The organism is Enterococcus casseliflavus NBRC 100478 (assembly GCF_001544095.1).
GTDB lineage: Bacteria > Bacillota > Bacilli > Lactobacillales > Enterococcaceae > Enterococcus_D > Enterococcus_D casseliflavus.
The window spans coordinates 35,538-53,103 of sequence record NZ_BCPT01000005.1 but is presented as its reverse complement, the minus strand read 5'-3'; the positions used below and the strand labels follow the sequence as shown (position 1 = coordinate 53,103).

Annotated in this window: 19 protein-coding genes; 14 read left to right on the top strand and 5 right to left on the bottom strand. The window is 41.3% G+C overall.

The genetic code is table 11. The annotated features are described in order from the left end of the window. The first annotated feature begins 11 nt into the window (after positions 1–11). The 5 genes from ECA1_RS05685 to ECA1_RS05660 all read left to right on the top strand — a co-directional run bounded on the left by ECA1_RS05685 (position 12) and on the right by ECA1_RS05660 (position 6,782). Entirely contained in the window at positions 12–2,279 is a 2,268-nt protein-coding gene (locus tag ECA1_RS05685; RefSeq protein WP_060791928.1) for an AAA family ATPase, read from the top strand. A gap of 137 nt (positions 2,280–2,416) precedes the next feature. Next, positions 2,417–3,055, top strand: coding sequence for a hypothetical protein (locus tag ECA1_RS05680; protein WP_060791927.1), 639 nt, complete (start codon positions 2,417–2,419; stop codon positions 3,053–3,055). A gap of 87 nt (positions 3,056–3,142) precedes the next feature. Then, a complete protein-coding gene (locus tag ECA1_RS05675; RefSeq protein WP_060791926.1) occupies positions 3,143–3,811 on the top strand; it encodes a hypothetical protein in 669 nt (222 codons plus the stop codon). Positions 3,812–3,826: 15 nt separating this feature from the next. Beyond that, positions 3,827–4,675: a sce7725 family protein gene (locus ECA1_RS05670; RefSeq protein WP_010748348.1), complete on the top strand. Its 849-nt coding sequence runs from the start codon at positions 3,827–3,829 to the stop codon at positions 4,673–4,675. A 1,696-nt stretch (positions 4,676–6,371) separates the two neighbouring features. After that, positions 6,372–6,782: a hypothetical protein gene (locus tag ECA1_RS05660; protein WP_060791925.1), complete on the top strand. Its 411-nt coding sequence runs from the start codon at positions 6,372–6,374 to the stop codon at positions 6,780–6,782. Positions 6,783–6,926: 144 nt separating this feature from the next. Here the strand turns inward: ECA1_RS05660 and ECA1_RS05655 are convergent, their stop codons facing one another. Next, positions 6,927–7,313 (bottom strand): hypothetical protein, encoded by a 387-nt coding sequence (locus tag ECA1_RS05655; RefSeq protein WP_060791924.1) that lies wholly within the window; start codon positions 7,311–7,313, stop codon positions 6,927–6,929. A 214-nt stretch (positions 7,314–7,527) separates the two neighbouring features. Here ECA1_RS05655 and ECA1_RS05650 point away from each other — a divergent pair, with 214 nt between their 5' ends. The 4 genes from ECA1_RS05650 (at position 7,528) to ECA1_RS05635 (ending at position 8,944) form a co-directional block, all read left to right on the top strand. Beyond that, positions 7,528–7,896, top strand: a complete 369-nt coding sequence (locus ECA1_RS05650; RefSeq protein ID WP_015509697.1) for a hypothetical protein — start codon at positions 7,528–7,530, stop codon at positions 7,894–7,896. Between the two features lie 36 nt (positions 7,897–7,932). Further along, complete coding sequence (locus ECA1_RS05645; RefSeq protein ID WP_010748343.1) at positions 7,933–8,211, top strand: hypothetical protein; 279 nt, start codon at positions 7,933–7,935, stop codon at positions 8,209–8,211. Then, positions 8,208–8,495, top strand: coding sequence for a hypothetical protein (locus tag ECA1_RS05640; RefSeq protein ID WP_005226077.1), 288 nt, complete (start codon positions 8,208–8,210; stop codon positions 8,493–8,495). The genes ECA1_RS05645 and ECA1_RS05640 overlap by 4 nt, the downstream gene beginning before the upstream one ends. A 95-nt stretch (positions 8,496–8,590) precedes the next feature. Beyond that, positions 8,591–8,944, top strand: a complete 354-nt coding sequence (locus ECA1_RS05635; protein WP_015509694.1) for a DUF2200 domain-containing protein — start codon at positions 8,591–8,593, stop codon at positions 8,942–8,944. A gap of 316 nt (positions 8,945–9,260) precedes the next feature. Here ECA1_RS05635 and rsgA read toward each other — a convergent pair whose 3' ends face one another. Beyond that, positions 9,261–10,202, bottom strand: a complete 942-nt coding sequence (gene rsgA / locus ECA1_RS05630) for a ribosome small subunit-dependent GTPase A (protein WP_060791923.1) — start codon at positions 10,200–10,202, stop codon at positions 9,261–9,263. A gap of 152 nt (positions 10,203–10,354) precedes the next feature. Further along, the gene (gene mgtE / locus ECA1_RS05625) at positions 10,355–11,719 is read right to left on the bottom strand and encodes a magnesium transporter (RefSeq protein ID WP_015509692.1); all 1,365 of its coding nucleotides are present in this window, start codon (positions 11,717–11,719) and stop codon (positions 10,355–10,357) included. 409 nt (positions 11,720–12,128) lie between these two features. Between mgtE and ECA1_RS05620 the strand changes: the two genes are divergently transcribed. After that, entirely contained in the window at positions 12,129–13,115 is a 987-nt protein-coding gene (locus tag ECA1_RS05620; RefSeq protein WP_060791922.1) for a DNA/RNA non-specific endonuclease, read from the top strand. A gap of 34 nt (positions 13,116–13,149) precedes the next feature. Here ECA1_RS05620 and ECA1_RS05615 read toward each other — a convergent pair whose 3' ends face one another. Then, a complete protein-coding gene (locus ECA1_RS05615; RefSeq protein ID WP_005226072.1) occupies positions 13,150–13,428 on the bottom strand; it encodes a LexA family protein in 279 nt (92 codons plus the stop codon). Positions 13,429–13,768: 340 nt separating this feature from the next. On the opposite strand from ECA1_RS05615, the gene ECA1_RS05610 reads away from it, so the two are divergent. Beyond that, on the top strand, positions 13,769–14,254 hold the full coding sequence (locus tag ECA1_RS05610) for an AmiS/UreI family transporter (RefSeq protein ID WP_060791921.1): 486 nt from the start codon (positions 13,769–13,771) through the stop codon (positions 14,252–14,254). 16 nt (positions 14,255–14,270) lie between these two features. Here the strand turns inward: ECA1_RS05610 and ECA1_RS05605 are convergent, their stop codons facing one another. Next, positions 14,271–15,530, bottom strand: coding sequence for a glycosyltransferase (locus ECA1_RS05605; RefSeq protein ID WP_060791920.1), 1,260 nt, complete (start codon positions 15,528–15,530; stop codon positions 14,271–14,273). A gap of 162 nt (positions 15,531–15,692) precedes the next feature. Between ECA1_RS05605 and ECA1_RS05600 the strand changes: the two genes are divergently transcribed. The 3 genes from ECA1_RS05600 (at position 15,693) to ECA1_RS05590 (ending at position 17,470) form a co-directional block, all read left to right on the top strand. Further along, positions 15,693–16,085 carry a hypothetical protein gene (locus tag ECA1_RS05600; protein WP_060791919.1) on the top strand — a complete coding sequence of 131 codons (393 nt, stop codon included), beginning with the start codon at positions 15,693–15,695 and terminating at the stop codon, positions 16,083–16,085. A gap of 61 nt (positions 16,086–16,146) precedes the next feature. After that, a complete protein-coding gene (locus ECA1_RS05595) occupies positions 16,147–16,686 on the top strand; it encodes a sigma-70 family RNA polymerase sigma factor (RefSeq protein ID WP_060791918.1) in 540 nt (179 codons plus the stop codon). After that, a complete protein-coding gene (locus ECA1_RS05590; protein ID WP_016609351.1) occupies positions 16,676–17,470 on the top strand; it encodes a hypothetical protein in 795 nt (264 codons plus the stop codon). Before ECA1_RS05595 ends, ECA1_RS05590 begins: the two co-directional genes overlap by 11 nt. Positions 17,471–17,566: the final 96 nt, after the last annotated feature.

Here is a 17,566-nt window from a genome sequence, read left to right as displayed (position 1 = left end):
AGCAGATTGCCATGACACGAAATCAACCGTCTTTTGTCGTAACGAAAGGACGCGCTTTTAGCAAATTAGAACAAACCATGATTTGGAAAAAACCACAAAGTCATCAGACCAGTGCTGAAGAACTACGAATTGCTTCAGAGATCGCGTTGAATTGGGCGGATCCAGAGATGAAGATCTTCAATGTGTTGCTGGAAGGCGATGCTGGGTCTGGTAAGACCCAGTTGGCAAAGGCACTTTCTGCCGACCTGCAACTGCCCTACACCAAAATCACCTGCTTTGCGGATATGGATAAGTCAGATGTATTTGGTGCTTTATTACCAGTGATCAACACCGACCAAGAAGAGGACAAGGACTTGCTGGATGCGATTTATAAAAGTGATTGTTTTGAAGATGTCTTGACTTTGATCCAGCGGCATTTTTCCTTGACTCGTGAGCGGGCACGGGCGAAATTTGCGGAACTGATCGAACGGATTGAAACCAGTGATCAGCAACCGACGATTCAATACAAATTTTATCCCTCCGAAATCGTTCGGGCGCTGGAAAAAGGCTATTTGCTTGAGATTCAAGAACCAACGGTCATTCGTGATGCTTCGGTACTAGTGGCACTAAACTCGGCCCTTGAACAAAACGGGATGCTGAATATCCCGACTGGCTTTGTTCGACGACACCCTGACTGTGTGGTGATCATCACAACGAATCGGAATTACCAAGGCAACCGCCCCTTGAACGAATCCTTGCGAGATCGGATGCAGCATGCTGAAAAAATGGATTTACCTGAGCTAGCAGTCATGGTGCAGCGAGGCATTGCCAAAACCAATTATCCGGACAAAACGACTGCACAGAAAATGGCTGAAATCATCCGCTTACTAGACGTGACCGCCAAAGCCAACGCCATCAAAGGGGTGGCGGGTATGCGTTCTTATTTTTATTGGTTAAATGCAGTCAAACAAGGACAAGATCCCTTTACAGCAATTGATAGCAAAGTGCTCTACAAAATCACTACCGATCCAAATGAGCTTTCTCTTTTACAACAGGCGCTAGAAGCTTCAGGGTTATTGGCGCGATTGCGGCTTTTGTTTTCTGGACAACCGCTAAATGCCTTTAAAGAACAAATCAAAGGACGCAGAATCAGCAGCGAAGAGGCTGACCAACGCAATGTAGTGGAAGAAGGCACACCCGTCTTAAAAAATGAGCAAGTCCTTGAGACCGCCAATCAAGAAACTGAGGCGGAAACGATGGAAACCAGTGATTCTGACAAACAAGAAGCGAAAAGCGCAGCAACTGAGGCGACGTTTTCAGAAGAACTAGAACGCAATAGTCATGATGGCCAAGCAAAAGCTGGGAGTGAGACACAAGAGGCAGCTCCTGCTTCTCATTCTTTGTCGATCGAAGCGTATGAAGCCCAGGAGAAAGAAAAGAAAACCGCGGCATCAAAGGCAGCACGACAAGCATTGAAAGAATCGATCCATGCCAAAGAAGGGCTGATCGTTCATCGACCACCCGTCGATTTAGAAAAAGCGACTGAAGCCCAACAGCGTTTGCAGCCGTTGCTGCCGATCGTAGAGTCATTGATCAAGCAAACCCAAGAAGTATTGGAAAACGAACAAGCTTCGGCATACAGTAAAGGTAAGTACAGCGGTACACGCTTTGATGCCAGCAAGGTTGCGTATCAGGATTTTCGGACCTTTGACAAGAAGAATCCACCTCACGAACAGCCTTCCTTAGCTCTTGCTTTGCGCATCGATGAATCAGGTTCGATGATTCGAGAAGATCGGATATTGTATGCCCAACAGGCGGTCTTAGCGGTGAATGCTTTTGCCGAACGTTTGTCTTTGCCATTGATGATCTATGGCGATACAGCGGACGTGACCGCTCTTGAAAAAACCTCGCTTTTTGCATACAAAGAATTCAATGAAGGCTTTGAATTTGTGCCAGAGAAACTCATGACAATGAAGCCTCGGCAAAATAACCGTGATGGAGCTGTCTTGCGCGTGCTAGCTGAAAAGCTCGCTCATCAGCCGGCAACCACTAAATTACTCTTGAATATCAGTGATGGCCAGCCAAAAGCTCTTCCTGATTATACAGGGGTAAAAGCCAAAGAAGATATTCAGCAGGTGATCGCTGACTATGAACGACAAGGGGTGCTGTTTCTTGCAGCTGCTATTGGGCAAGACAAAGAGGTGATCAAAGCGATTTATGGGGAAGAACGCTTTATTGATCTTTCCAATCTAACAGAATTTCCGCAGCGTTTGTTGCAGCTACTGACAAGGTATCTGTAAACGTCGATAGCGAAAGGGAAAAGAGTGTGGACTGCATGCCGCACTCTTTTTTTGATCATAATTATATTATGTAAACAAGATGATATTTGTCTAAATTTGGAAAATTCTGTAAAATAGACGCCAAAAGGAGAGATATCATGAACAAATGGCGGTACTTCTACTATCCTTGTCAATTCGGCTGGCACGCGGCTCTTCGTAGGCGCAGTTTGCTGATGAGTGGTGTATTGGCGATTATTCTACTGATCATCGCCATCTTTGCAGAGCATTGGCTAGTGTTTTTTCATCAATGGCTACAATATGAAACAAATAGCAGTGAGAATCAGATGGATCTCACGTATGCCAGTTGGCTTTTCTTTTTGCAGTTGCTACGCTTCGTACTAGGCGTTCTAACTGTAGGCTTGATCGCCGCCTTTTTATGGCACTGCAATCACATGTATCGTTTTCATTTGATGGGGGAGGAGCAGCAATCTCTGGGTATTCGGTTGTTGTTAGGACAGTCTCCGTTGTTGGTCACCTTTGAAGAGCTTTTCTTTGTAGGTATTCAAAGCATTGTTATTAGTTTGGTAGGGCTTGTCAGCGGTCTGTGGCTTAGTCAAAAAGCACTGCAGGATTTTTTCCATTTCTTTCATCTTCCCGCAGGCTTTACTTTTGAATTTCCCTTTAAAGGTCTATTAATCGCTCAACTTGGTGTGCTCTTGCTGCTTTTTTTGTTACGATTCCGCGGTACAAAGAGGACGGTTGAAGAGATTCTCGTTAACGGATGCCCGAATGGGTGAGGGGATGATAGGCTGCTTTTATTTCCCTCTTCCAAAATGCGAACATATGTTTTATAATAGGTGAAACAAGACAAAGGTCGTGAATTTGTGAAGACATCCTTAACTTTAGAAATGGAAGAGGCACTTTATTATTATTGTCGTGAAAACAGTGATATTGTGGTAGAAGAGGTAGTCATGCCAGATGATCACGGCATCGTGGATACTTTGAGTTGTCGCTTGACGGCTGAAAATACCTTTGAATGGCGTTGCTACGAACTCAAAGTTAGTTTGGCAGATTTTCGCTCAAAAGCAAAACTATCCTTTATTGGGAATTATAATTATTTTGTCTTACCCAAGGCATTGTATGAGAAAGTCAAAGATCAGATTGCACCTACAATTGGTGTTCTGGTCTATCATGCATTTCTTGAAAAAGAAACGGGCAGCAAAGGGTATTTCAGTGTCGAAAAGAAGCCCCAACGGCAAGAGCTGCAGGTTCCAGAAAATGCCTTATTGTTTCGGTTGATTTCGGCACAAGCGCGAGAAGTCGGCAAAGCAAAACAGACTGCTCGAGGATTGCGGGTATTTTCAACAGAACGTTTGTACCAAGAACTGAAGAAACGTCAGCCTGAGTATGACTTGTTCGGTGGTGGAGTCAATTACTATGATCGATTTATTGAAGATACTCAGCTGCAAGCGATCGAAGCCTTGAAAGAAGAATTGGCCGCTACGAGAGCAGCCTATGAAGCGCTGGAAAAACGTTTTTTATCAGGCGAGTAAGAAGGAGAGAAGAAGATGTACTTCCCGTATATTCGTGGCAAACAATTTGATTTATTGGCGTTGAAAGCACTGTTGGAACAAGATTGTTTGTCAGACGCGATCCAGCCGATCATTGAACCAGTCAAGCAATCAAAAACGTTTTGGACGACCATTGACCTGTTTCAAAGGAAGCAGCATCCTTTTTATCTGGTTCGCAATCCACAGGCGGGGGCTTTTCTGACGGCAGAGGGGTTAGCAGAGTTGCAAAATGTTACTGCCCCTAAAGCAATGATCGTAGATCGCCCCATTGAGACAGTGGAAGAAAAGCCTGATCTTTGGATCATTCATCAAGCGGACCAAGCACTCGCTAGTGATTGGCGGGAAAATACGCTGCCGGTGCTGGTAAGCAAAGAGTTTCGTTTGTTAAATAAAATCAACGGCCCGAAACTACTGATGGAAGATCCGTTTACCCGTTTACCTAAAAATAGTTTTTATACAGAATGTCCGGAGGAAGGATTTTCAAAAACCCATCATCTTTATCATAAATTGGGCTATGCGGGATTTAGTGATTTTTCTGTCGATAGCAAAATTTATTATGAGCACAGTTATCCCTCAAAACGGTTGGTTTTGCATTGGATCTATCCGACAGCAGAGCAAGACTTGCGAATCGTTCACTTATTTTCTGAGGAAGAATTACCAAGTCAGAAAGAAAAGTTTTTCGAAGTCATGGAAGCTTTGTTACAGCATGAGGAAGAGTATCCTACGCAAACAGCTGGGCTGCAGCTATTAGTTGCTGCCTATCAGCAAAGGTCGTTTCCTGGTATGGGCGTTATTCGGAAAGCTGCCGTTATGAATCACTTGGAACTCGTCAGTCGTCTTATTTAGTCGCTATACGCATACGATTGTAGGCTCTAACAAAATACTGCCATTTATTGTACAAAACACCTTGATTGCACCCATTGTTTTCAGGATAGTGATAAAATCAGGGAAAAGGAGTTGGCGCTCGTGGGAACAAAAGATAGAGAATATTATCGAAATGAAGGAAAAGAATTTGAAAAAAACAAGAAAAACCTGCTTATTCGACGTTTAAATCAACTAATCGTTGTCTTGGTCATTTTGATCATTGTCTTTTCGGCGATCCTGTATTACATAGTTTGAAACTTTCCGTAGCTGTCATTGCTTTATTGGCAGCAACAAAACGAAACTTGTACTTAGATGACTGTGCACCCTTGATTAGGACTCGCTATGGGAATCTGATCCGTTTAGGTGAAAACTGAACGCAACGAAACGTTTCTTGTTTATCGTTGCTGGTTTGCCTGTGATCAAGATTCCCATTAGGCTATTAGTTAGCACAAATTTGCTGGGTTAAGTGCGAACCATTACTGATAAGATCGTGAACAACGATTAATTGACTGATTCATTGAGTTTGGCCAGCAGCTGCAAACCAAAGCTTGAATTCAAAGAATCAAGAATCAACAAGATCAAATACAGACAAAGGTTCAGAGATAATTTGTCAGTTGCATGTTGTTTCACTCGTAGAACCAACAAAAACAAAAACTATCGCTCAAATGACCATTTTTTTGGATTATGCTGTCAATTAGGTGAATTTGAAGGAAATAATCCTAAATAAGAGGGAGGAGAGCCGTAAAATTACCAGTTAAATACGGTGTTCGAAAAATTTTATATTTTAGTTTACATAATATATATTATACAAAGTTATATTCGGAAAAGAGTTCGTGATATTTTAGACAGTTCAAGTCAATTTTGCATCATTTTACCTCCCTCCGAATGACTTTTATCAGGAAATTGTCACTAATTCACTTAAAATTCAACTAAAACTAAGATTTCTTATTTTACAAGTTTCTTCAGATTCTTTTTTATGATTTGCTGATCAACAGTTTGTTCATTGTTAACTGTCTTGTAGCAAGTTACATACGGATTCGTCTTTTTTATCTCAGCAAATACAGATTCAAGCTATCAGCCTTGACTCACGAACCAATCGGTTTGATTGTATGCTATAATCATTTTGAAAATCTTTGAGCTTTTACCTAGAACTTTATCCATATATAGCCAATCCGTTTTAAAATTCTGACACAAGTACTTAGACGTTGCAAATGCCAACAAATATCTATTACATGATTCGATAAAAAAGAACCCTAAAATCATGTAGATAACTTAGGGTATTTCGTTATTTAATATAATTGTAATGTTCATAGGTCGCCATAAACGTCCATATTTTGCTAAAAAAGTCTGAATAAAGCGCCGTTGATCATTCCTTGGAATACTAGAACCATGGCAAGTAAAATCAAACCAGCAGCTATCCACAAGCTTATTTTTCCTTTTCGTCGACTGCTGAACGGGTTTTGCTTCAAATTGCCACTCGTCAGGATGAAATACATAATCATGCTGAATGATATGAGCAAAATAATTTCTATCCCTATACCTAACCATAATTTACCATTAATGAGTTGCAGACTACTGATTTGCCTGGTTTGTAGCTTGTTTTTTCCATTTGTGTAATTAACACCCGATAAAAGCAATTCCATCCGTATAAGCTGACAATTCTAAAAGGAGAATAAAAATGAAAAAGAAGAAGCAATTAAAGCTAGTCTTTTTACCAAAAATCTGGGCGTCACTCCTCTACTTGCTTTTCGTGTTCACAGCCCTCTTCCTCTACTTATCAAAGTACTTGGATATTTCTTTATTTACTTCGATGTATCCTGACTTTTATCTTCATATCTCCAATTTTTCGATTAGTTTGATTATTGGCTTACTGGGGTACTTTTGGCTTCTCGTAGGTGCGCCATTTAAAGTCGTCACGCTATTGACCCTGCTCTTACTCATTGCCAATCTATTGAGCGAGACTGTCTTTGGCTTTATGAACACCCCTGATCGAATCGATTTACTTTTTGGGATTGCAGGAACGCTCGTCGCATATTTTACTTTGGCAATGATCAAAAGACACGGTTTAGTCAAGAATCAATCGGTTTGATTTCAACAGTCGTAGCTTCTCCTTATATGAACCCTTTGCTACTTAGGTCCAACCCATTTTTTTGAAAAGAAACATCTTGCTGCAGTGATTTAGCCGAAAAAAGCACTCAATAAAGGGAGTGCTTTTTTTCGTTTCCATTTATGGCTAGTCACTTGGTAGCCAATACAATGGACTTAGCTGTAGATTTTCCCAATACGGGTTGTGAAACCCTATCAAATAGTGCATAGCTAAATACCCGAAAATCATAAAGCCAAATGACAAAGTCACGATCCGTCCCCACCGTGGTATTTCTTTGATAAATAGACCTAGCATACATATCAATAAGGGGAACGAATAATTAAACAGTAAATCACTTCTAATATTTTGGTTCAGAGAATCCTTCATTATTTTGTCATTTAAGCCCCAACTTATGCCGACGATCACAAACATAAGCGCCAGAATAGTCAATCGTTTGCGATCAAAAAGCCACTGTTCTTTATCTTTCCTACTTGCAAAGTAGATCGTAAGCAGGACCACGATTAATCCAGACATACTATTCTCCTTTTTCGCCAGCTATTTTCTAAAACGTTCATTATTCCTTCAGGATAAATTATAACATATATAGTATAAAAAAAACGATACCCGCCACTATCCCCTTGTTTGATGCACTTTTTAGATGTTTCATAGAAGAATCAGAAATTTAAAAATCTGTTCGCTTTACAAAAGAGAACGTATGTTTGTATTATATAGATAAGAGGTGATTGCTATGGGTATGCTGCAACCATATGAAGATCGGAAAAAGCTAAAGTGGCAAGGATTCTTTTTATCTGAGCATACAACTGAAATTGAAGAAGAGCCGACACGCACGTTTGATTGTCCGCCTAAGCCGTCACTCACAACGGAAGAAATCAATCAATGCTTATTCGAAGCGATGAAAAAGAACGTAACTGTGGCGATCCAACGAGAAGAAGTCAATGAAGAAGGCGGCTATCCCCCAGATATTGTCGGAAAAATCAGCGGATACGACACATTGGGCATTTATTTGACGGGAGAAACCACAGAAAAAATCCATTATGATGAGATTCGTCATGTTGCTTTTTATGAAGAGAAAAAATGGTTTGATCTCAACGAATGATCCACTTTTTACTACTTACTAAAGGAGGAATACCTGATGCAAACACAAAAAGGCGCTGTCTCAAAAATAAGGATCGTCTCCTTTGCCCCCTCCCCTTTGGTCCGCTTTACACTAGGAACCACCAACTGTTTGATTGCGAAGCACAGTTTGAATTTTTTAGGGGATGTTGATGAGGGCATGTTTCTAACTGTGGGTGGCTATTGGAATAAGCGCCACCAATTCGTGGTGCAAAAGTATACGGTGTACGGCAAAACAAAAATCATGTTGGATATCGATGCCTATCGACAAAAAACAGTAAAGGCGGGTTCACTATGAGAGCAAGAGACCTCTTGACAGCACTGACAACGTCGTCGAGTGCTGCAGATTACCAAGGAATTTATTTAACTTACAAAGAAAACCTGATTCCTTTTACGACGATCGCACAAGATAGTCATAACCAATTGATTTTATTTTTCGAACCCAAAAAGCCTGCTCTGACTCTGAAAGAATTATATACACAGCTAATGCTGCATAAGAATTTGGACTTGCTCTATTGGGATGGCGAGTCACGACAAAAGGTATTGGGGTTTCGTGAACAAGAAGAAAAAATCATCCTTTAGTCCCCTCGCCTATTTTGGCACACAACAAACGTTGAAAATCTCGGCAAAAAGAAAAAAATGAAGTATACTTTGTGTAAAGACTAAAGGAGTTTATCATGAAAAATCAAAAGATTACCCAAATGAGTTTTGCGAAAGTCTATCCTCTGTATATTGCCAAAGCAGAACGGAAAAATCGGACAAAAGAAGAAGTAGATCAGATTATTACCTGGCTGACTGGGTATGACCAAGAAACACTCCAACAGATGGCTGATGATGTTTCTTTTGAACGCTTTTTTAAGCAAGCCCCTCAGCTCAATCCTGCACGAAAACAGATTACTGGTGTGATTTGCGGGATTCGGGTAGAAGAGATCGAAGAGCCAATAGTTCAAGAAATTCGTTACCTAGATAAACTGATCGATGAATTAGCGAAAGGAAAAGCCATGACGAAAATTCTGCGCTCTGCTGAATGAGGCGTTTTTTTTCGAGTTGCTATTTAAGAATCAACGCTTTATACTAGAAATACCTTGGCAGGGGCAAATCATTGCTCAAAACACAGTGGGACAACACCCCACTGTGTTTTTTTATCCTGCCTTTCTGGACGACAGCTTGTAACCAGGCAGGCGCTCTTAGTTTAGTTCAACCACTTAGCATGTAGTGCCCTTTGGAATTGGCCGCCTTTTCGTGAAAACACAAGAACGTTGGCTGCGGCTCTCCTCTTCTTTACTCAACAAGGCGCTCTTGACACGTACAAAAAAGCACTCCTCTTATAGAAAGGAGTGCTAACTATTACTTTTTCATTTCTTTGATCTGTTCTTTTCGTTTCAAATACGCCAGCTCTTTTTCCATTTTGCGATAGCGAGCGAAGGCTGCTTCTGAAAGCTCACCGGCAGCAATAGCTGCTTTTACCGCACATTTCGGTTCTGTTTCATGCTGACAGTCTCTGAAGAAACAACCTTCAGCATATTGACTGATCGCTTCAAAGGATTGCTCGATCGAAGCTGACCGAACGGTACTGATGCCAACTTCCCGCATGCCAGGAGTATCGATGATCATTGCGCCAGAGGGCAGTGTGAACAACTGGCGACTCGTCGTCGTGTGTCGTCCTCGACTATCCTCTCGTATGTCATTGGTTTTTTGAACGGCTTGTTCCATGAGCTGATTTAATAAGCTGGACTTCCCAACGCCTGACGAACCGATAAATGCACTGATTTTTCCGTCTGAAAAGTAGGCTTCTGTCAACAATTCGTTCGGTTCATAAATAGAAGTAGCGAATGCTTTCACACCAAAAGCATCGTTTAATGCTTGCAGCAGCTCTGCTTTTTTATCAGCTGTGACTTGATCGGCTTTGGTCAAGAGAATCACTGGGTTAGCGCCACTGTCCCAAGCGATCGTGACAAAGCGCTCTAACCGAGCGAAATTAAATTCTTCATTAGCGCTAGTTGCAATAAAAACCGTGTCGATGTTCGCAGCGATCCCTTGTTCATCCGTCCGATTTCCGGCTACTTTTCGTTGTAAAAAACTCTTTCGTGGGAGCAAAGCATCAATCAAGAAATGATCTTGATCATACACCTGCCCTTGGACAAAATCACCAACAATAGGATAATCCTTTGGCGCTCGTGCCTGTTGACGAAATTTTCCTGAAACGGTTGCTAAACATTCTTCACCTGTGGTCAGGCGGACTTTTGCGATATCCTTAGCCTGAAAGACCACGATTCCTTGTTTTTCCATGATTTCCCTCCAGTTAATTAGGAGGCCGCACTTAAAAAGAGAAACCTCCGAGTTGATGTTGCTTCATTTGATTTGTCATAGGACATTTCCCCTTTCTATGTTGTGCTCATCATGTGATGTCGCTTTATTATACCACTGGAACGGACAGTATGCTAAAGCAAATGACCCAAAAGAACATTTACTGAAACGAAGTAGATAAACAAGCCAGCAATATCTTTGATCGAGGTGATGATCGGTGCCGAACCGGCTGCTTGGTCGATGTTTAGTTTAATAAGTACAAACGGGACTAAAAAGCCAAGTGCTGCCGCTAAGGTCATAGCAAAAACTAATGAAATCCCAACAGCGACCCCTAACATCGGGATTCCTTGCCAAAGTGAAGCAGCGGTTCCTGAGATGATCCCGACGATCAAGCCTAGACTCAAACCGATCCAAACTTCTTTAAAGAAATGTCTGGTGAAGGTTGAAAGATCAATATGCCCTAACGACATCCCCCGAACAAATACAGTAGAGGATTGTGTACCAACGTTTCCACCCATATCCATGATCAAAGGAATAAAAATCGCAACGGCTGCCACCGACTCTAACGTTTGTTCAAATTCATCAATGACGACCCCAGCTAAAAGTCCAGCCACTAAAGTGATCACTAAGAATGGCAAGCGGACTTTCCAGATTTGCCACAGGCTGCCATTGATCAAAACATTACTACGGTCTGCTTCGTTGGAGGCGACATCGACCAAACCAGCGGCATTAAACATGTCTTCCGTTGTTTCCAACTCGATGACATCGATCGCGTCATCGACGGTAATGATCCCAACGATTCTTGATTCCTTGTCTACGACTGGCAGCGCAATGATATCTAGTTCATTTAGCAGACGGGCTGCTTCTTCTTGGTCGGTGTCAGTGGTCACATAAATAACTTTTTGGGACATGATTTCACTGATGCGTTGATCCCCTTGTGCCATTAAGAGATCTTTCAGCGACAAAACACCTTCTAACGTTTTCGTTTGATCAGTAACATAAAGTGTATAGATCGTTTCTTTTTCTTTGGCTTGCATTCGCACTTTTTCCAATGCTTGATTGACTGTCATATCTTTTTTCAATGTAATGAATTCCGGTGTCATCAAGCGACCCGCAGTTTCGGCTTCATACCCTAGTAAGAGGTTTGTTGCAGCTCGTTCATCAGGCGCCAACGATTGTAAAAGTTTTTGTGTTACGGTCGCTGGCAACTCATCTAAAAGCCGTACACGAACATCTGGCGCCATCTCATTCACAAATTCGGTTGCTCGTTCATCGGTGAAAGAGCGTAATAAGTGTTGTTGGGTAGCTGGTGTCAAATCTTCAAACAGGATAAGGGCTTTGTCTTTCGGTAACAGTCGGAAAACGATCACTTTTTCATCCGCGGATAAGTTGCTGAATAATTGTAATAGCGGCAGCTCTTCCATTCCTGATACGAGTTCTTTTAACTTTTCAGAGTCTTTCTTATTTAAATAATGTAAGATGGTTTCTTGCTGGTTCATGGGATACACTCCTTCTCCTATAATTTTGGTCAAAGAAAGAAAGGCAATCGTTCAGAAAATTGTCCAGTTTTCTTTCGTTTGAACGTTGTCTGCTAGACAGCTGAAAGTTTGTTCCGCAGCTGGAGATGACTGTTATTAAAACAAGCATCAAAGGGATAGAGCAGCAACTTTATTCATTATATCACATAGTTTTTTTAAAATATGAAAAATATTACTCGCAGACGAAAAAATTCTTTTAAAGGACGTCGCTTGTAAAGAAAATTGACTGAAGTTTGTCAAGAACAAAAGGCAAAAGAAGCTAGCAGACGCTGTAAAACATCCCCCGCAAATGGTATGATAAACTAGTTGTGATTTTTTTACTCACCGTTTATTCTAAACCTATATCAATGAAAAGAGAGGCAATAAAGAGATGGCAAAGAAAAAAACATTGATTGGATCGGTCACTGCGCTTCTCGCACTCGCAGCAGTTGGCTTTGGTTTCCTACAAAACAATGACCTATTTCCAAAGCAGGAAACGCAACAATCAGAGGTAAGCACCCCTTTTGCTAAAGATATTCGCGCAGACGAATTGGCACAGCTAACCTACCAAGGCACCCAAACAATTGAAGTCAATCAAAACATCCCTGAGTTTTCAGAAGACGACCTTTCACTTGAAAATGGTGCCTGGGAAGCATACGGCGACCTTGACCACCTCAATCGAGCGACTTCGGCTGAAGCAATGTTGAATCAATCCTTAATGCCTACGGAAAAACGTGGCGATATCTCCAGCGTGAAACCGACAGGCTGGCGTAATAAACAGCTCCCCAATGGGAAATATTTATATAATCGGACGCATTTGATTGGGTTTGCTTTAGCTGGCGAAAATGCAAACTGGAAGAATTTGATCACGGGAACTAGTCAATTGAACAATCCAGAGATGTTGCGCTTAGAAATGGATATCAACTACTATCTCAAGCAAGACAAAAACCATTATGTTCGATATTCTGTCACTCCAATCTATCGTGATGACGAGCTGGTTGCCCGTGGGGTACAGATGCAAGCCCAATCTATTGGCGACGATACGATCCAATTCAACTATTATATCTTCAACATCCAAGATGGTGTCACGATCAACTATGCGGATGGCAGCAGCGAGATTTCAAACGAAGATATGACGCAACAGGAGAATGCGACAAGTAGTGAGAACAACACGACAATAGCCACTTCTCAAAGCAGTGAAACAGAGGAGAAACAGAAAGAATATGTCGATCAACAAGGAAATGGTTTGATCAAAGGATCAAGAAGCGGCATCTATCATTTGCCAGGATCTAAATACTATGATGATACGACGAATCCGAAAGAATGGTTCAAAACGATCGCTGAAGCGGAAGCTGCTGGCTACCGTGCACCAAAATAAAAAAGCCTAGAGGCTTTTTTATTTTGGTGTTAAGTTATTCTTCATTGCCATGCGTTTGTTTTTCGTCTGCTAAAAGTGCTTGTCGCAACGCTTTGACATAGGCCTTCCCTTCGTCTGTAAAACGAACCGAACGTGACTTAAAGCGATAAGCTCGGTAAATTAGGCCTCTTTTTTCGAGACGCAGCAAATGACGATAAACCAAAGAGGTCGTTTTTATTTCTTCATTGGCACAGATTTCTCGTATGGTAGGTGCGCAACCTTGAGCTTGCATATATTCATCAATGAAAAGTAAGATTCGATCTTTTCTAGGCATAAGTCCTCCTTTCCGCAAAACAGTCTTCACTGCTGCAAATTCGTAAAAACTGATAAACTGCTGCCTGGTCTGCTTTTTGTCCGATCAATACACTGAAAATCTATTGATCTGTCTCTTTTCCCCTTCTTCCAACAAATAAAAGTTCTTTTTATACGCTGAAATTTTCCCCTTAACGAGAAAAGCATCGGCTAGCAGCGCTCTTTGGTATTGATTTTATCAAATTTAGCAGCAAAAAATATTAAATTTCAAAATTATTTTCCTTTTTATTGACCTAAAAACAAATAGAGCTATTATTTTTTCTTAGAATTTGTTATTCTAAATTTAATTAAAGGAGGATTTTATGTTAGGGATCGGTTTATTTTTTGTAGGAATTACTTTGATAATCAACGGCTGGGGCAGCTTACTTCACATTGACTACCGCTCACTTGCTTTGATCAATCTTTTTACAGGTTCGTTATCTTTTATTATCAATCTAATTTATATGCTTCAAGGCGCTTATTATGAAGCAGGCACTGGCTTTCTCTTTGCCTTCACGTATTTGTTGGTAGGGATCATTTACCTTTTTGATTTAGATTTACGTATTTATGGGATTTTTGCGCTATTCGTAGCCATCAATACCTTGCCTTTTGCTTGGGTCTCTTGGCAATGGGAGCAAGATCCCCTCTTTGCATTGATTTGGTTAACATGGGGAGCGTTATGGTTTTGCGGCTTTTTGGATACGATCGTGAAGGTAAACTTCGGTCGTAAGATTCATTATTTTTCGATCGCTTGTGGTATCTTCACTACGTGGGTCCCAGGCTTGCTGATGCTAGTAGATCTCTATTAAAAAAAGAGTGATTATCTCAATGATAATCGCTCTTTTTAATAGGAAAATTGTTTTTTTCTAAAAAGTGTTCAATCTCCTGCATCGCTTTCTGAGGACCATTTGTCGGGAAATCCTTCTTTAACTGATAGGCTTGTTGGCAAATCTTCGGAGCTCCAACCTCAGTCAGGGCAGCATCCAGCTTTTTCTCAGTTAATGGTTTTGTCAGTGCGATTGCATTGCCATACGCCACGCAGTACTGAATATTGCACCATTGCTCATAGTGCATCCCAATTCCGATAAACGGCTTCCCAGATGCACAAGCTGTTTGAACAGTCCCTTCCCCACCATGAATAAAAGAAAAATCGATATGCTCATGCAATAGATGACTTGGCAGATATTCGGTCAAGAACAGATTCTCTGAGTCGTTGTGTTTCTCCTTGAGTAAATGCGTAACTGGAGCAATGATCGCTAGTTCCGGACGGTTTTGCAAGAAAGCTAAGATTTTTCGCACCATGCGCGGATTCCCCGAACTGCCCATCGCAAAATAAACGATTCGTTTTCTTTCCCGCCGCTTTTGTTGAATAAAAGTCAACACTTCGTCTGGTAAAGAAGACCCGAGCTTCGCAAAAATCGGTCCAACGATTTGATAGTTTTCTGGCAGCTGCTCTTTCGTTAAAAATAAATCAGGAGTGGTGATGAGATTTAAATCAGCGTCCATCATTCGTAAGCTCGTTTCAGGCATAAAAAGTTTTTCTGTTTGGGCAGCGTGTTTGAATGCTCGGGGCATCCAGCGGGATTTTACCAATTGTTTTCTTGTCCAATACCAAAGTGGTTTCCTTAACGGTCCGAAGAAACGCAAACTAGAAGGGATAAACGCGCTATCTGATCGAAAAAAGGGATCACTCATCGCATAGGGTTTTACGTAGACTAAGGGAATCTGTTTGCTGCGAGCAGATAGAAAGATCGTGACATTCGATCCAGTTACAATGACCTGAGGAGCAAGTTTGTCGATCAGCTTTTGTTCGCTCAGGATACGCGCGGCAACCATCTCTTTGGTGAAGGGATTGTTGATTGAGCGTAGTTGATCTAATTTTATGATCTGTTCCTCTTGTTTTTCTGTCAGAGTCGGCGTCAGCAAATGGTACGTAAAGCCACTTTCAGTGATAAGTGAAGCAAAGGTTTTTGAAAAACCAAAGAACTCGCAGTGGTGATTTCCTTGCATTTGTTTAGCGACTTCGATCATCCTTGTCGTTTCAGCCAAGTTGAATACCGCAGGCGCAAAAAGAATCGTTGGCATGAAATCCTCCTTATGTATCGAGTCCATCCACTCGTTTCTTTCAAGTATACTAAAAGAGCGCACATTTAGGAGAAGTTTTTTTGCAGACCTTCTCGTTCATCTTTTTACATTATTTAACTAAAAATTTGCTATAATAAAGAAAACCTTTCAAGGAGTAAACCAATGCGAAAAAAAATATCTTCCTTGCGGCTTAGTACATTATCAAGCGGGCTCATTCTCTTTGCTTTCTTTTTCTTGATTCAACAATTTTGGGAAATGGTTGTTTCTGACTTTGCACTTTTGCCTTCGCTGGCATTCATCCAAATTCTCTTGATGGTCCTTTCAACCTTTCTCATTAGCAAGTTTGTTAAAAAACGCTCGTGGCGGCAAGTGCTTTTTGGCAGCTACCTATTCATCATCGGCTCGCTATTTTCTTTCTGGCTAGCAAATAATCCATTGCAGCTGCAAGCAGTCATTCTTTATATGATAGGCGCTTTTTTTGGCGGCATTCTTTGGGAATATTTGGCCCAGCGCTTGGCAACAGATCTTCTGGCCACAGAACATGAACCTCGTTAACAGAGGTTTTTTTCTTTTTCTGATAGAAAAGGCAAACTTTCTTCGTATATAGTGTGAAGGGGTGAAGAAGGTGCAGGATGAAGAAATCATTGAACGAATCAAAAAGAAAGACTATGCCGGCTTAGAAGAACTGTTAGCTGTTTATGGTGATAGCATGCTGAGGACGATTCATAGTGTCCTCTCCCAACCGCATGAAATGAGCGAGCGCCAAGATGTAGCGAACGAAGTGTTTTACGAGGTTTGGCAAAAGATTGCTGCGTACCAACCAGAAAGAAGCCGCTTGATTACTTGGCTGCTTTTGATCAGTCGTAGTCGTGCGATTGACCACAAGCGGAAGTTGAACAAGCGCTCACTGGAAGAAAAACCTGTTGATGAGCAGGAACTAGCTATTGAAGAATCACCTTTGACAAAGGAAACCTTTTTGGGCTTTATTGAAGACCTTGAAGCCCTCGATCAAAGGATTTTTCTGCTCTACTATTTTTACCAAGAGTCACCCGAAACCATCGCAGAGCAGACGGACTTAAATGTCTCAGCGATCTACAATCGTCTTTCCCGTGGCCGCAAACGCTTAAAAGAAAGGATGACTATCGATGGATTTTAAACAGTTAGTCTTAAATGAAAACAATTCACTGACAAAAATATCTGAACAAGAAAAAGCAGCAACCTTCGAGCTGTCCAAACAATATGTTTTCTTGCAAGATCTATTAGAGGAGCTTCGGACGCTTTTAGCAAAAGACGAAACGATTCTTGGCTATCTGCCTTTGACGCCAGATGGAAACCTCGCCTTCGCCAATCAAGGGCTTGGCGCCTATGCCTATGCAACAACCGAGAAAGCAAAAGCATACCGTGACATCTTTCATGATACCCGCGGCAATCGTTTGTTAGTTTTCACAGAAACCCGCATGCTTTTTCTGGTCATCATCGACTATTTAGAAAGTAACACCTATTTCAGTTACCCCTATGAGACCATCAAGGCGTTCACGATCAAGCCAAGAAAGCTGATGAAGCACGAATCACCAGAGGATAAAGAACAATTCCATTGGGGCTATTTCGACTTTCAGGCAGGGACGCACATTTTCTCAGAAGTACTGACGAAAAAAGACTACGAATTATTTACGTCCTATCACGAATCGATCCCTGCACTCAAGAAAATTCCGATTCAAAACAAAGTTTACCGAGCAGCGAAATATCAGTATTTCCTGAGTAATTGGCATTTCAGTTTTCGCTTGATGACCGCTTTCAACCTGCTTTTCCTGCTGCTGTTTGTATTAATGATTCTCGGATTTTTCTTACACATTGGCCCACTGAAAGGATTTTATTATAAGGATCTGTTGGATATAGGTATGGTCATTTCCCTTTTTTATAGTAAGAACATTTTGCCATAAAAAAGGACTGCTGCTCCTTCCTAAGCATTTCTTTTAAATCTATTGAATAAAGCACCAGATTTTCTACAAAAGAGTACCCCTTGCAGGATTCAAGTC